The organism is Paraburkholderia bonniea (genome assembly GCF_009455625.1).
GTDB lineage: Bacteria > Pseudomonadota > Gammaproteobacteria > Burkholderiales > Burkholderiaceae > Paraburkholderia > Paraburkholderia bonniea.
Genome location: NZ_QPEQ01000001.1, coordinates 2,949,668 through 2,962,879, shown reverse-complemented (window position 1 = coordinate 2,962,879; position 13,212 = coordinate 2,949,668). Strand labels below are relative to the sequence as shown.

At 59.5% G+C, this 13,212-nt stretch carries 14 protein-coding genes; 5 read left to right on the top strand and 9 right to left on the bottom strand.

Annotation, left to right across the window (positions count from 1 at the left end; translation table 11 throughout):
- Nucleotides 1–77: 77 nt before the first annotated feature.
- The 9 genes from hprK to kdsD form a co-directional block, all read right to left on the bottom strand.
- Nucleotides 78–1,046, bottom strand: a complete 969-nt coding sequence (hprK, locus tag GH656_RS13030; RefSeq protein WP_153076327.1) for an HPr(Ser) kinase/phosphatase — start codon at nucleotides 1,044–1,046, stop codon at nucleotides 78–80.
- Between the two features lie 123 nt (nucleotides 1,047–1,169).
- Nucleotides 1,170–1,685 (bottom strand): PTS sugar transporter subunit IIA, encoded by a 516-nt coding sequence (locus GH656_RS13025; protein WP_153076326.1) that lies wholly within the window; start codon nucleotides 1,683–1,685, stop codon nucleotides 1,170–1,172.
- 265 nt (nucleotides 1,686–1,950) lie between these two features.
- On the bottom strand, nucleotides 1,951–2,310 hold the full coding sequence (gene hpf / locus GH656_RS13020) for a ribosome hibernation-promoting factor, HPF/YfiA family (protein WP_153076325.1): 360 nt from the start codon (nucleotides 2,308–2,310) through the stop codon (nucleotides 1,951–1,953).
- A 159-nt stretch (nucleotides 2,311–2,469) separates the two neighbouring features.
- Nucleotides 2,470–3,975, bottom strand: coding sequence for an RNA polymerase factor sigma-54 (locus tag GH656_RS13015; RefSeq protein ID WP_153076324.1), 1,506 nt, complete (start codon nucleotides 3,973–3,975; stop codon nucleotides 2,470–2,472).
- A gap of 185 nt (nucleotides 3,976–4,160) precedes the next feature.
- On the bottom strand, nucleotides 4,161–4,940 hold the full coding sequence (gene lptB / locus GH656_RS13010) for an LPS export ABC transporter ATP-binding protein (RefSeq protein ID WP_153076323.1): 780 nt from the start codon (nucleotides 4,938–4,940) through the stop codon (nucleotides 4,161–4,163).
- Nucleotides 4,937–5,617, bottom strand: a complete 681-nt coding sequence (gene lptA, locus GH656_RS13005) for a lipopolysaccharide transport periplasmic protein LptA (RefSeq protein WP_153076322.1) — start codon at nucleotides 5,615–5,617, stop codon at nucleotides 4,937–4,939. Before lptA ends, lptB begins: the two co-directional genes overlap by 4 nt.
- A 31-nt stretch (nucleotides 5,618–5,648) precedes the next feature.
- The gene (lptC, locus tag GH656_RS13000; RefSeq protein ID WP_153076321.1) at nucleotides 5,649–6,251 is read right to left on the bottom strand and encodes an LPS export ABC transporter periplasmic protein LptC; all 603 of its coding nucleotides are present in this window, start codon (nucleotides 6,249–6,251) and stop codon (nucleotides 5,649–5,651) included.
- Nucleotides 6,252–6,255: 4 nt separating this feature from the next.
- A complete protein-coding gene (locus GH656_RS12995; RefSeq protein ID WP_153076320.1) occupies nucleotides 6,256–6,795 on the bottom strand; it encodes a KdsC family phosphatase in 540 nt (179 codons plus the stop codon).
- On the bottom strand, nucleotides 6,795–7,778 hold the full coding sequence (kdsD, locus tag GH656_RS12990; RefSeq protein WP_153076319.1) for an arabinose 5-phosphate isomerase KdsD: 984 nt from the start codon (nucleotides 7,776–7,778) through the stop codon (nucleotides 6,795–6,797). The genes GH656_RS12995 and kdsD overlap by 1 nt, the downstream gene beginning before the upstream one ends.
- A gap of 138 nt (nucleotides 7,779–7,916) precedes the next feature.
- On the opposite strand from kdsD, the gene GH656_RS12985 reads away from it, so the two are divergent.
- The 5 genes from GH656_RS12985 (at nucleotide 7,917) to purU (ending at nucleotide 13,145) form a co-directional block, all read left to right on the top strand.
- Nucleotides 7,917–9,926, top strand: a complete 2,010-nt coding sequence (locus GH656_RS12985) for a monovalent cation:proton antiporter family protein (RefSeq protein ID WP_153076674.1) — start codon at nucleotides 7,917–7,919, stop codon at nucleotides 9,924–9,926.
- 81 nt (nucleotides 9,927–10,007) lie between these two features.
- Nucleotides 10,008–10,574: an adenine phosphoribosyltransferase gene (locus tag GH656_RS12980; RefSeq protein WP_153076318.1), complete on the top strand. Its 567-nt coding sequence runs from the start codon at nucleotides 10,008–10,010 to the stop codon at nucleotides 10,572–10,574.
- 146 nt (nucleotides 10,575–10,720) lie between these two features.
- Entirely contained in the window at nucleotides 10,721–11,335 is a 615-nt protein-coding gene (locus GH656_RS12975; RefSeq protein ID WP_153076673.1) for a LysE family translocator, read from the top strand.
- Between the two features lie 51 nt (nucleotides 11,336–11,386).
- Nucleotides 11,387–12,253 carry an NUDIX hydrolase gene (locus GH656_RS12970; protein ID WP_153076317.1) on the top strand — a complete coding sequence of 289 codons (867 nt, stop codon included), beginning with the start codon at nucleotides 11,387–11,389 and terminating at the stop codon, nucleotides 12,251–12,253.
- A 22-nt stretch (nucleotides 12,254–12,275) separates the two neighbouring features.
- The gene (gene purU, locus GH656_RS12965) at nucleotides 12,276–13,145 is read left to right on the top strand and encodes a formyltetrahydrofolate deformylase (RefSeq protein ID WP_153076316.1); all 870 of its coding nucleotides are present in this window, start codon (nucleotides 12,276–12,278) and stop codon (nucleotides 13,143–13,145) included.
- Nucleotides 13,146–13,212 lie beyond the last annotated feature (67 nt).

Here is a 13,212-nt window from a genome sequence, read left to right as displayed (position 1 = left end):
GTGGACCCAGTTCGTTTCATCATAGCATCAGGTCTTTGGCCATGGGCATGCGATACAGCTACCCGGGATGTTTCTGCTCAAATGAGCTTGCCCGGAAACTGGCTGTCAGGATCTTGCATTGCAAGGCGCTGGCGATCCATGAAGTCGCGCAAGGTGTCGATGCCGCGCAACTGCAGGATGGTATTGCGGACTGCGGCCTCGACTAGCACTGCGAGATTGCGCCCGGCCGCGACCTGGATCGTTACCTTGCTAATTGGCAAGCCGAGTACATCGACTGTCTGGCTTTCCAGAGGCAAGCGCTGAAATTCGCCGTCCGGGCGGCGGACGAGCTGCACGATCAGTTTCAGTTTCATTTTGCGACGCACGGCGGTTTCGCCGAAGATCGTCTTGATGTCGAGTAGCCCCAAGCCGCGCACTTCGAGCAGGTTTTGCAGCAGCGGCGGGCAGCGGCCATCGACAAAATCGGGCCCTAAGCGCACGAAATCGACGGCGTCGTCGGCGACGAGCCCGTGGCCACGACTGATTAACTCCAGCCCTAGTTCACTTTTGCCGAGGCCGGAGTCGCCTGTCAGCAGCACGCCCATTCCCAGAATGTCGAGAAACACGCCGTGTAGCGTGGCGCGTGGTGCCAGAATGCGGGACATATAAAGCCGCAGGCTGTCGATTACTGCTGCCGCGGACATCGGCGTGGTAAAGAGCGGGGTGGATGAGCGAGTGCAACGCAGCACCAGTTCAGGCGGTGTGGTGACGCCACCGGCTACCACCAGAAACGGTGGCTCAAGTGCGATCAGCTCGGCCATATGGCGTGAGCGGTCTTCTTCGGATTGACGCTGGTAGTAGTCGATTTCGGCTTCACCCAATACCTGAATACGGTTGGGGTGAATCAGGTTCAGGTGGCCGACGAGATCGGCACTTGACGTTGCATTGGCGACGGTTTCCGCTGAAAAGCCACGTTCCCAGCCTTCATGCCCAGTCAGCCAGCTGAGCTTTAGGGTGGAGGCGTTGTCGTCGAAAATGCTTTGGGCGTTGATGCTGGACGTATCCATGAATGCCGTGACTCCAGTGTGGACAGCGCGCCGGGTGGCACCGCAGAAGGGGGCACGGGCGCCGCCGTTGTGTTGCGCTATGCAGCCTGGCAGCCACGCTGGCCTCGGGCCAGCGTCAATGCATCAGGGTTGCCATTGTGTGAGCAGGCGATGCAAGGTTTCGCGGTTTTCTTCTGTTTGCAGATGCTCACGCGTGTCCCGGTCGGATAGCAACTGGGCTATCTCAGACAGAATTTCAAGGTGCTGCTGCGTGGATTGCTCAGGGACGAGCAGAAAAATCAGGAGAGAGACGGGCTGGCCATCGGGCGACTCGAACGGGATGGGGGCATCGAGACGGACAAATGCCGCGAGTGGATGTTTTAGCCCTTTGATCCGGCCATGCGGAATGGCAACACCTTCGCCGAGCCCTGTTGATCCGAGGCGCTCACGCGCAAAGAGATTGTCAGTGACCGTGCTGCGGGCGATACCGTTCTGATTTTCGAAAATCAGGCCTGCTTGCTCGAAGACGCGTTTCTTGCTGGTGACTGATAGCCCAACGAGGACGTTTTCAAGGGGAAGAAATTTGGCTAAACGATTCATGTTGGCAGGCGAGAACGAGGCCTGAGTCTTCCTCTCGGTGGGATTTGAGTGGCGTTCCATTCTCTACAGGGGCATCACGGCGGTGTGTGGCGGAGTCCGAAATCAGTGAAGTCCGACTGAGTAACCAGTTAATAACGGGCCATTATAGTGCAGCGCGGGTATGTGCGGTGCATGCTTGATGAGGATTGCGCTTCACTTGCTGGTTGATTTCGTTTTGTGAGCCGGGTTGCTGCCGGTATGAATAAGTTGGCCGGAGTTGGCCGGAAATTAAAAACCGCCCATCAGGGCGGTTTGGCTACAACCCGGATTGACCCGGGTAAAAGGCTTACTGCGGTGGAGTTTCGATCTGCGGGGCCAGCGGCTGGTGCTTGATCGCTTCATGTTGATGGCCTTGCAGCCGGTCTTTGTGACGAATCACTTGCCGGTCAAGTTTGTCGATGACCAAGTCAATTGCCGCGTACATGTCGCCCTCGGCGCTTTCGACAAAAATATCCTTGCCTTTCAGATGAAGATTGACTTCAACCTTCTGCCTTTTTTCCTTTTCCTTATGATTGTCGACCGAGAGGACCACACTGCCATCGATCACCTGATCGAAGTGCCTTAGCACTCTGTCCAGCTTGGCGATCACGTATTCGCGCAACGCAGGCGTTACTTCGAGATGGTGTCCACTGATCTGCAGATTCATAGTACTTCTCCAAACGAGTAGCCGCGTGGTCCTGATCAGGAAGCAGTACTAGCCGATTGGTTCAGGTGCCAGCAAATCGTGCACTGGTGAACCCGATCGACCAGCCTGTGCAACCCAAACAGGGTTCGGCCGGAAAATGCCCGCCACATGTGCAGCGGGCTACAGAGATTTGCGCAGGCTGACGGCTGGGATTTTGAGGGTTTCGCGGTATTTGGCCACAGTGCGTCGGGCAACGACGAAACCCTGTTCTGCCAGCAGTTCGGCTATGCGGCTGTCTGAAAGAGGGGTGGTGGGGTTTTCCGCTCCTATCAGTTGCTTGATGAGTGCGCGTATGGCTGTGGAAGACGCTGCGCCCCCGGTGTCGGTCGAAACGTGTGATCCGAAGAAGTACTTGAACTCAAGTGTGCCGAAAGGAGTAAGCAAGTACTTGCCTGTAGTGACACGCGAGACCGTCGACTCGTGTAGCCCCAGCGTATCAGCAATTTCTCGCAAAACCAAGGGCCGCATGGCAATTTCACCGTGCATGAAAAAGCTCTTCTGGCGTTCAACAATGGCTTGCGCTACACGCAGAATAGTGTCGAATCTTTGCTGGATATTCTTGATGAGCCAGCGGGCTTCCTGAAGCTGCTGGCGCAGCGAGCCGCTGCCAGGATCGCTGCGGTTGTTGCGCAGAATATTGGCGTACAGATTATTGATGCGCAGTTTCGGCATGACCTCTGGATTGAGTTCCGCACGCCATCCTTGAGCCGTTTTGTGTACCAGCACATCAGGCACGACGTAGTCTGCTTCGGTCTTGCCATACATCGCACCAGGAAAGGGTTCAAGCGAGCGGATCAGCGCATGTGCGTCACGCAGTTCGTCGTCGCTGGCTTTCAGGTGTTTGCGCAGCCGGATGAAGTCGCGTGCCGCAAGCAACTCTAAATGGTGGTCGACAATTTCGAGCGCAAGTGTGCGGGTGGGCGATGTGTCCAGCCGGAGCAATTGCAGCCGGAGGCACTCTGCCGCAGAGCGTGCGCCCACTCCCACAGGATCAAAGCTGTGCAGTAATGAGAGTGCAGTTTTTAGTTCATCCGCATCGACTTCAAGTTCTTCAGGCAAATCTGCCTGGATTTCTTCGAGTGTCGCGGTGAGATAGCCATCGTCATCGAGCGATTCGATCAGGAAGGTGACGAGCGCCCGGTCGCGCGGGCTGGCCTGGGTCACGCACAGTTGCGCGAGCAGATGATCGCGCAACGATGTGCCGGATTCGTGCACCTGAAGCGGTGGCAGGTCGTCATCGGCGGATGCGTTGCCAGAGCGGCCGTAGTCGTCGAGATTCCATTGGCTGGCATCCGCGCTGTCGGCAGCAAGACCGTTGTATTCGTCAACGCCTTGCGGCTCGCTGGGTTCGCGTTCGGTGCCGGTGGCAGAGGTTGATGGCGAGTGAGCGCTGGTTTCGGACTGGGTGCTATTGCGTGTCTGGGTGATGAGCGAGCCGTCTGCTGCCACGCGCAATGGACTGGCGATCCAGTCGTCTTCGTTTTCAAGCAGGGGGTTTTGTGCAATCGCCGTGGCGACTTCTTGCTGAAGTTCAAGCGTAGACAACTGCAGCAGCCGAATGGACTGCTGCAGTTGGGGAGTCAGCGCAAGATGCTGGGAGAGGCGGAGTTGGAGGCTAGCTTTCATGGCAGGTTGTGACTCATTGTAATGAGTTTGCCATGGCCGCGATACCTGCGGCAGCCCTAAAAATACGGGGGCGTACTTAGGGTTTTTGCTAATCAGGAAGCGGGTGAGGGGGTGTGCAGCGTTGTGCGTTAACCTGGCGGGAGTCGCTGTCAGACCTGATGCAGCAGGCCTGACAGCGATGCGGCTTACATCCGGAAGTGTTCGCCCAGATAGACGCGCCGGACGTTCTCGTTTTCGATGATCTCGCTGGGTGCGCCCGCAGCAAGCACGCTGCCATCGCTAATGATGTATGCGTGATCGCAGATGCCGAGCGTTTCGCGCACATTGTGGTCGGTAATGAGTACGCCGATATTGCGCTGCTTTAGAAAGCGGACGATTTTCTGAATTTCCAGCACGGCAATGGGATCGACACCAGCAAAGGGTTCATCAAGCAGGATGAAGCTGGGGTTGGTTGCCAGTGCGCGAGCGATTTCGACCCGGCGGCGCTCGCCTCCCGATAGCGACAGCGCCGGGTTTTCGCGCAGGTGCGAAATCTGCAGCTCATCGAGCAGCGCTTCGACGCGATCCGTGATGGTTTCTTTGGCGAGCCGTTTGCCGTTGTCTTCGTGTTGCAGCTCCAGCACGGCACGGATGTTGTCCTCAACAGTCAGCTTGCGAAAAACGGATGCTTCCTGTGGCAGATATGACAGCCCGAGTGCCGCGCGTTTGTGAATGGGCAGCAGGCTGATCGACTTGCCGTCCAGGTCGATTTCGCCGCCATCCAGTGGCACCAGCCCCACGATCATGTAAAACGAAGTGGTTTTGCCCGCGCCGTTCGGTCCGAGCAGGCCGACGACTTCGCCACTTTTTACGTCGAGTGACACATCTTTGACGACGGTGCGCGAGCCGTAGCGTTTTTTCAGGTTGCGTACCACCAGCGAGCTACTGGTGCCCACGGGCTTGCGGTTAGGGAGCGGAGTGTTCACGGCAGGGTCGATCCTTGGCTCTGCAACTGGCGCGATGGCGTGAGTGTGGCGGGTGTGCCGTTTAGGGGGGCGGGGCCGCCATTGCGCGGCGATAGCATGGCGCGCACGCGGCCGTTCGGGTTGCCCGGTCCGGCGACATCCTTGCCTGCCTTGGCCGTGTAGAAGTCGTTCTGGCCGTCGTAAGTAATGACGCTGCCGTGCACCTGGTCCATCAGCGTTGACTGGCCTTGCAGGCGTCGCACCGTCGCGCGGGTGGTCAGCGTGGTGAGGTCGCGTTTGCCGTCGTAATCAATGCGCTGGGCATCGCCCTCGATGTATTCGTCAACGCCATCGCGTTTCTGGCGGAAGTAGGCGAGATTGTTGCCGCTTGCGGTGCTGGTTGCGTACTGGTAGCCCTGCGGGTCCTGGGAGACTTCGACCCGGTCGCCCTTGATGATGATCGTGCCTTTGGTTGCGACTACATGCCCGGTGAAGATGTTGATCTGTTTCAGATCGTCATAGGTCATGTTGTCTGCTTCGATGTTCAGTGGTTTGTCTTTGTCGGCGCGCTCCGCGTGCGCGGACGGCGCAAGACCGGTGAGCGGAAGCGCCAGGGTCAGTGCCAGCGCCGCCAGCGTAGTGCGGCAGGCATTCAGCGCGCACGCGCGACGGGCGGCGAAACGGGTGTGTGAATTCATGCTTGAGTCGTGCATTAACGCCTGGAGTGGATTACCCGGGTTGCTTGGCGGGGCTGCCGTCGGACGCGGCAATCGAGCCCTTTACGTTGCCGAAGAGGCGCATTTCCCGGGTGACGTTGTTGTAGTTCATGCCGCTGGCCGTCATGACTGACAAGCCGCGCTGAAGTTTAACCGGCTTTTCTGTCTCGATCACATCGTCATTCGTGAGGACACGGAAATGCGCTGAGTCGGCCTGCATCTGCGGGTCGCCGTTGCCGGGTGCGCGCACGATCCGTGCGTTGTCGTACAGGTCGACAATCGAGCCATCACCGTTGATGGTGCCGCGTAACGCGGTCGCTGTGACGATTGGCTTGCCGGGCTGGAACGCGCGGAGTGCCGGGTTGGTCAGGTCGCTGATTTCATCGTCTTCGTAATGGACGAGATGGGTGGCTGTCAGGCGGTATTGCGTTGCGCCCGATTGATCGAGCTCTGACACAGAGAAGTTGTCGGCAAAATAATCCGGGGTGTGGGTTTTAGGCTTGGCGATGCCTTCATTCGGGACGGGTAGCGTCGCCTGGAGCAGCCACCATGTGATGCCAGCTAGTGCTGCCATTGCCACGAGCGGCAGGAGCGAAGTCAGACGAAACGGGACCATCCGTTCAGTCTCCGCAGGCACGCTGTAGCAGCGTGTCGTAGTGCTGCTGGGCTCGCAGCAGCACATCGCACACGCCGCGCACGGCGCCGTGGCCGCCGCGAGCCTCGCTGACCCAATGGGCCCGGGCGCTGACTTCAGGATGCGCATTGGCTGGGGCGGCGGCGAAGCCGACCTTGAGCATCACCGCGAGATCAGGCCAGTCGTCGCCCATATAGCCGCATTGTTCGGACGTGACCTTGGCTTGTTTGAGCAGATCGGCATACGCGAGCGTTTTATCGTGAACGCCCTGGTACAAATAGGTAAGGCCTAGTTCGCGTGCCCGCGCGGCGACGATGCCTGATTCGCGTCCGGTGATGATGGCCGTTTTAATGCCGACGCTGTGCAGCATTTTCACGCCATGGCCGTCGAGCGAATTGAACGACTTCATGGTGTCGCCGTCGGCCGTGAATAACAGTCCGCCATCGGTGAAGACGCCATCGACGTCAAAAATCATCAGCTTCACCTGGCTTGCGCGGCCGGTGGCGGTCAGCGTGGAGGGGGCCATCAGATCACCTTCTTCGAAAACAGGTCATGCATGTTGAGTGCGCCGATCAGCTTTCCGGCTTCGTCGGTGACCAGCACCTGGTTGACGCGGTGGCGTTCCATCAGTTCGACCGCTTCGACGGCAAGCTGGTCTGGGCTAATCGTGCGGGGACTTGGGGTCATCACTGCGCTAATAGGTAACTCGCGGAAGTCGCCGCTGCGCTCCAGCACCCGGCGCAGGTCGCCATCGGTGAAGATGCCCAGCACGCGCTGGTCGTGGTCGACGATCGCGGTCATGCCCATGCGCTTGGCGGTCAACTGGAATAGCGCGTCGCGTAGCGAGGTGGTGGGGGTGACATGCGGAAGTTCTTCGCCAGTTCTCATCACGTCGCGCACGTAGGTCAGCAGGCGGCGACCGAGTGCGCCGCCTGGATGCGAGCGGGCGAAATCGTCAGCACCAAAGCCGCGGGCGTCGAGCACGGCGACCGCCAGCGCGTCGCCCAGCGCAAGCGCTGCCGTGGTGCTGGCGGTGGGCGCGAGATTGAGCGGGCAGGCTTCTTTGGCCACGCCTGCATTCAAATGAACATCGGCTAGCTGGGCGAGACTCGACGCGGGCCGGCCAGTGATGGCGATCAGCTTCGCACCGAGGCGTTTGATGAGCGGCAAGATGGCGATCAGCTCTTCTGATTCGCCTGAATTGGAGAGCGCGATAAACACGTCGTCGGAGGTGACCATCCCGAGGTCGCCGTGGCTGGCTTCTGCCGGATGAACGAAAAAGGCGGGGGTGCCTGTACTGGCAAGGGTGGCGGCCAGTTTGCGGGCGATATGGCCGGATTTTCCGATGCCGGAAACGACGACTCGGCCCCGGCATTGCAGAATGAATTCGATGGCTTCGACAAAGCCGTCGTCAAGTTGATGACGAAGCGCGCGCACGGCGTCGGCTTCGATGTCCAGTACCTCGCGCGCGAGCGCTAATGCCCGGTCGCCATTGATTTTCGCTATCATTCGCGGAGTATAACAAAGGCGTTTGTTCGCCGCGCCAGCCCGCCGGGGCTTGGTTGCAGCCTTCGCCGGCCTCTTGCCTGAGCGTGTAAATGCTTGGTGCGCCGCGGTTCCGCTGACGAATGAGGACGCTTGTCTCTGATGATTTCCCCCCTCGAAATGACGCTGTTTTTGCTGCTGGCCTCAGTAGCAGGCGTCGTACTGTTCCGTTATCTGAATTTGCCACCGATGCTCGGTTATCTGACCGTGGGGATCGTTGTGGGGCCACATGCGCTTGGACTGATCCCCGATTCGGCGGGCGCACAGAATCTGGCCGAATTCGGCGTGGTGTTTCTGATGTTCTCCATTGGGCTGGAGTTTTCGCTGGCGAAGCTGCGTTCGATGCGCCGGCTGGTGTTTGGCCTGGGCCTGATGCAGGTGCTTGGCACCATTGCAGTGGCGGTGGCGCTCGGCTTTGTGCTGGAGCGCTGGGTGCATATCACCTGGCAGGCGAGCATCGCGCTGGGCGGTGCGATGGCGATGTCATCGACGGCGATTGTCAGCAAGATGCTCGCGGAGCGGCTCGAAATTGAAACGGAGCATGGCCGCAATATTTTTGGCGTGTTGCTGTTTCAGGATCTGGCCGTAGTGCCGCTTTTGATCGTGATTGCGGCATTCGGCAGTGATTCAAAGCATCTGGTCGAATCGCTGGGCCTGGCGGCGATGAAAATTGTGATCGCGCTGACGGTGCTGCTGATCGTCGGCCAGCGTTTCATGACGCGCTGGTTCAACGTGGTGGTGCGGCGCCGGTCGCAGGAGCTATTCACGCTGAATCTGCTGCTGGTCACTCTGGGCACCGCGTTCATTACTGAGAAATTTGGCTTGTCGCTGGCGCTTGGCGCGTTTATTGCAGGCATGCTGATTGCCGAAACGCCTTACCGGCATCAGGTTGAAGAAGACATCAAGCCGTTTCGGGACGTCCTGCTGGGGCTCTTTTTTATCACTACCGGGATGCTGCTCAATCCGCGTGTAGTGGTGGAGCATCCGCTGATCGTGCTGGGTTTTCTGATTGGCCCGATGCTGCTCAAGCTGGTGATGATTACCAGCTTGTCGCGTCTGTTCGGCGCTTCGCCTGGCGTGGCGATGCGCACCGGCATTGGGCTGGCGCAAGCCGGTGAGTTTGGTTTCGTGCTGCTGAACCTGATTCTCGACAAGCATCTGGTCGATGCGACTTTGCTCCAGGCAATTCTGGCGGCGATGCTGCTGTCGATGCTGGCCGCGCCCTTCCTGATTCAAAACGCTGATCGTATCGTGCTGCGGCTGTCGTCCACTGAATGGATGCAGCAATCGCTGCAAATGACGCGCATCGCCACGCAAAGCCTCAAGCAAAGCGGTCACGTGATTATTTGCGGCTATGGGCGGGCGGGGCAGAATCTGGCGCGCATGCTGGAGCACGAGGGCTTGTCATATGTCGCGCTCGATCTCGACCCGGATCGGGTGGCCGCGGCCGCGGCTGCGGGTGAATCAGTGGTGTATGGCGATGCAGGGCGGCGCGAGTCGCTCCTCGCAGCCGGTATTCATCGCGCCGCGACGGTGGCGATCACTTATGCCAATACGCCTTCTGCTCTGCGCGTGCTGCACAACATTCATGAGCTTGAGCCGACGCTGCCGGTGATCGTGCGTACGGTGGACGACGCCGATCTGGACCGTTTGCTGGCGGCGGGTGCGACTGAAGTGATTCCGGAGATTGTCGAAGGCAGCCTGATGCTGGCGTCGCACACGCTGGTGCTGATGGGGGTGCCGATGCGGCGTGTGGTGCGGCGTGTCGAAGAAATGCGCGATGAACGCTATAGCTTGCTGCGCGGTTACTTTCATGGTGCCGATGATTCGGATGACGATGACGGCCACGAACAGGTGCGGCTGCAATCGGTGCCCGTTGATGAAAATTCGGATGCGGTTGGCCATACGCTGGCCGAACTGGGACTGTTTGGCCGGGGCGTCGAAGTGACGGCGATCCGGCGTCATGGCATTCGCGGCGTCGAGCCGGACCCGGCGACGAAGCTGCGGGCGAGCGATATCGTGGTGCTGCGTGGCTTGCCAGAGGCGCTGGCAAGCGCCGAAGAGCGTCTTTTGAAGCAGCGGCGCGCGGGCTCAGGCGCAGCCGCTGCATGAGCCCAGCGTGCGGTGCTCTGCCCGTGTCTGACTGGGCCAATCCAGCTGGGTCAATTCAGTAATCAAAAAAGGACGGACACGATGTCCAACACATCTGCTGGCGCACCCTGTGATGCAGCAGGGTTTATCAAGAGCCGGATTCGCACGGTGCCTGACTGGCCTCAGCCTGGGGTGCAGTTCCGCGATATCACGCCGTTGCTGCAAGACCCGAAGTCGCTGCGGGTGCTAATTGACCTGTTCGTGCAGCGCTATCTTGGCGCGGGGCTGAATGCGGTGGCGGGGCTGGATGCTCGCGGCTTCATCATCGGGCCGATTCTCGCGTATGAACTGAATCTTGGATTTATCCCGATCCGTAAGGCGGGCAAGCTGCCCTACCGGACCGTGGCCCAGTCTTATCAACTGGAATACGGCACGGCCACCGTCGAGGTTCATGAGGACGCGTGTGCGCCCGGGGACCGCCTGGTGATTGTCGATGACCTGATCGCCACCGGCGGCACGATGATGGCGGGCAAGATTGTGCTGGAACAGTTGGGGGCCGTGGTGATCGAAGGCGCGGCGATTATTGATCTGCCTGAACTAGGCGGCTCGCGTTTGCTACGTGCGGCGGGGTTGCCGTTGTACACGGTGACAGAGTTTGGCGGGCATTAGCGTTATCTGGGTCAGCAGGACTCCGAGCCTCGCTGGATCGTGATAGCACGTTAGTCCGCCGCCTGGTTCATTGCTTGTTTCATCGCTTGCCTCCCGGCAGCCACCGCAGCTTCTTCGTGTCTGCCACATTCAAGCCAATTCTCAACATGCCGAACTTTCTGCTTTTTTTAGCCGCGTCACTGGCGGTAACCGTAGCGCCTGGCCCCGACAACATGCAGGTGCTTGCACGCGGTATTGCGCAAGGCCGGGCGGCGGGTCTCGCCGCTGCTGCGGGTTTTGCCGCTGGTGTGATTTTTCATACGCTGCTCGCCGCACTCGGTGTAGCCGCGTTATTGCGTGCTTCGCCGCTGGCGTTTCAGGCGATCAAGCTGGCGGGTGGCGCGTATCTCATCTGGATCGGGATCAAGGCATTGCGCAGCCATGGGCTGGCAGCAGCGCATCAGCGTCCGACGCAGCCATTGGGCTCGATTTTTCGCCAGAGCGTGCTTGGCAACATGATGAATCCGAAGGTGACGCTGTTCTTCGTCGTGTTTTTGCCGCAGTTCGTTGATCCTCATAGCGGGCATAGCGTCACGCTGCAGATGCTCGAACTGGGTGGATTGTTCATGCTGCAGGCGTTCGTGGTGTTCTCGCTATTCGGGGTGGGGGCGGGGATGATCGGTGCGTGGCTTAAGCGCCGCCCGCGTGCTGGGCTGTGGCTCGACCGTCTGGCGGGTGTGACGTTTATCGCGCTGGGCCTTCGTGTCGCGTTGCGTGACTGAGCGGTGCCTTCGCCCTCGCTGGAGGCTTTAACCGGGATTGCTGGAGTGCTGATGACTTTGCCTTGCGTGACACTCGCGCGCCGTTTCGACGCTGATTTGCATCAGCGGTTCTGGATCGCTAAGCAGCCGGTTGGCTGGATTCGCCTGGCGGATGTGCCGTTGCTGGCACGCTGGCCGGATGTGTTTGCGCTGGAGGCTCAGCACGTGAGCCTCGTGCCCGCGCTCGATACGGTGGAGCGGCGCAGTGCGGCTCTAGCGGTGGTGATTGCGGCCTTGGCGGCGGAAGGCCGGATCAGCGGCTGGCGCGATGAAATTTACGCGATTCGCAATGCCTTTGATGCCCCGCCGCTGGCGTTTATCGAACGCGCGGCGTCGCGCTTTTTCGGGACGTTGACGTATGCGGTGCATTTGAACGGCATCGTAGAATGCGCCGCTGGTGCGCCTCAAATGTGGATTGCCCGCCGCAGTGACACCAAGGCGACTGATCCTGGCATGCTGGATAACGTGGTGGCGGGCGGCATTGGCTGGGGCCTGGATGCGCGAGCCACGCTGGTCAAGGAGTGCTGGGAAGAAGCGGGCATCGCCGCAGACCTCGCGGCGCAAGCGGTAGCAGGGCGCACGGTGCATGTGCTGCAGTGCTTGCCGGAGGGAACCCAGTTCGAGCAGGTTTTTGTCTACGACCTTGCGATGCCTGCGTGCTTTACGCCGCGCAATCAGGATGGCGAAGTGGCTGGGCACCAACTGGCACAAATTGATGAGGTGGTGCGCTGGATTGAGGTGGGTGCGATGACCGTGGACGCTAGCCTCGCAACACTGGATTGCCTGCTGCGCCGAGGCTGGATGGATGGCACGGCTGGCGCGGAAATCGCGCACTTGTTCGAGCCGCCGTCGTTTGAAATTCGATTAGTTACAGATTAGATAGAAGGGAGTTACCCAGGTCATGTCGACCGATCACAGTTTTATTCTCAAATTGTCGTGCGCTGACCGGCCCGGCATCGTGCACGCGGTATCGGGCTTTTTGTTCGAACGTGGCAGCAATATTCTTGATTCCGCACAGTTTGGCGACAGCCATACGGGCGAGTTTTTCATGCGGGTGCATTTTCAGCAGGTGGGCGGAGACCCCGGGCTTGACGCGTTGCGCCGTGCTTTCAGCGTGCTGGCTGAGCCGTTTGGCATGCGCTGGGAGCTACATGACGCGAACACGAAGCCACGCGTTGTCATCATGGTGTCGAAGATTGGCCATTGCCTGAACGATTTGCTGTTTCGCTATAGCACGGGCCAACTGGGGATTGAGATCCCTGCGATTATTTCGAACCACAAGGATTTTTATCAGCTTGCCGCGAGCTATAACATTCCGTTCCATCATTTCCCGCTAGGCACCTCAGACGCTCAAGATAAAGCCGCGCAAGAAGCGCGTGTGCTGGAGGTGATCCGCGAGCAGCAGGCTGATCTGGTGGTGCTGGCGCGTTACATGCAGATCTTGTCGCCACAGTTATGCGAGCAGCTGGCGGGCCGCGCGATCAATATTCACCATTCGTTTTTGCCGAGTTTCAAAGGCGCCAAGCCGTATTACCAGGCGTTTGATCGTGGCGTGAAACTGATTGGTGCCACCGCGCATTACGTCACCACCGATCTCGATGAAGGCCCGATCATCGAGCAGGAAGTGGAGCGGGTCGATCACAGCATGACGCCGGAGCAGCTCACGGCGATTGGCCGCGATGTCGAATGTGTGACGCTGGCGCGGGCCGTTAAATGGCATGTTGAGCATCGCATCGTGCTGAATGGCAGCAAGACGGTCGTGTTTCGCTGAGCGCAGATTTGGGGTTGGCCCCCTTGGGGCTGGGCAACAAAAAAACTGCATGCCGTGAGGCATGCAG

Excerpts from the sequence above, each read along its gene's own strand:
- lptA (WP_153076322.1), bottom strand. The coding sequence starts at position 5,617 with ATGAATTCACACACCCGTTTCGCCGCCCGTCGCGCGTGCGCGCTGAAT.
- GH656_RS12975 (WP_153076673.1), top strand. The coding sequence starts at position 10,721 with ATGCCGAACTTTCTGCTTTTTTTAGCCGCGTCACTGGCGGTAACCGTA.
- lptC (WP_153076321.1), bottom strand. The coding sequence starts at position 6,251 with ATGGTCCCGTTTCGTCTGACTTCGCTCCTGCCGCTCGTGGCAATGGCA.
- kdsD (WP_153076319.1), bottom strand. The coding sequence starts at position 7,778 with ATGATAGCGAAAATCAATGGCGACCGGGCATTAGCGCTCGCGCGCGAG.
- GH656_RS12980 (WP_153076318.1), top strand. The coding sequence starts at position 10,008 with ATGTCCAACACATCTGCTGGCGCACCCTGTGATGCAGCAGGGTTTATC.
- GH656_RS12985 (WP_153076674.1), top strand. The coding sequence starts at position 7,917 with ATGATTTCCCCCCTCGAAATGACGCTGTTTTTGCTGCTGGCCTCAGTA.
- purU (WP_153076316.1), top strand. The coding sequence starts at position 12,276 with ATGTCGACCGATCACAGTTTTATTCTCAAATTGTCGTGCGCTGACCGG.
- GH656_RS12995 (WP_153076320.1), bottom strand. The coding sequence starts at position 6,795 with ATGGCCCCCTCCACGCTGACCGCCACCGGCCGCGCAAGCCAGGTGAAG.
- GH656_RS12970 (WP_153076317.1), top strand. The coding sequence starts at position 11,387 with ATGACTTTGCCTTGCGTGACACTCGCGCGCCGTTTCGACGCTGATTTG.
- GH656_RS13015 (WP_153076324.1), bottom strand. The coding sequence starts at position 3,975 with ATGAAAGCTAGCCTCCAACTCCGCCTCTCCCAGCATCTTGCGCTGACT.
- hpf (WP_153076325.1), bottom strand. The coding sequence starts at position 2,310 with ATGAATCTGCAGATCAGTGGACACCATCTCGAAGTAACGCCTGCGTTG.
- hprK (WP_153076327.1), bottom strand. The coding sequence starts at position 1,046 with ATGGATACGTCCAGCATCAACGCCCAAAGCATTTTCGACGACAACGCC.
- GH656_RS13025 (WP_153076326.1), bottom strand. The coding sequence starts at position 1,685 with ATGGAACGCCACTCAAATCCCACCGAGAGGAAGACTCAGGCCTCGTTC.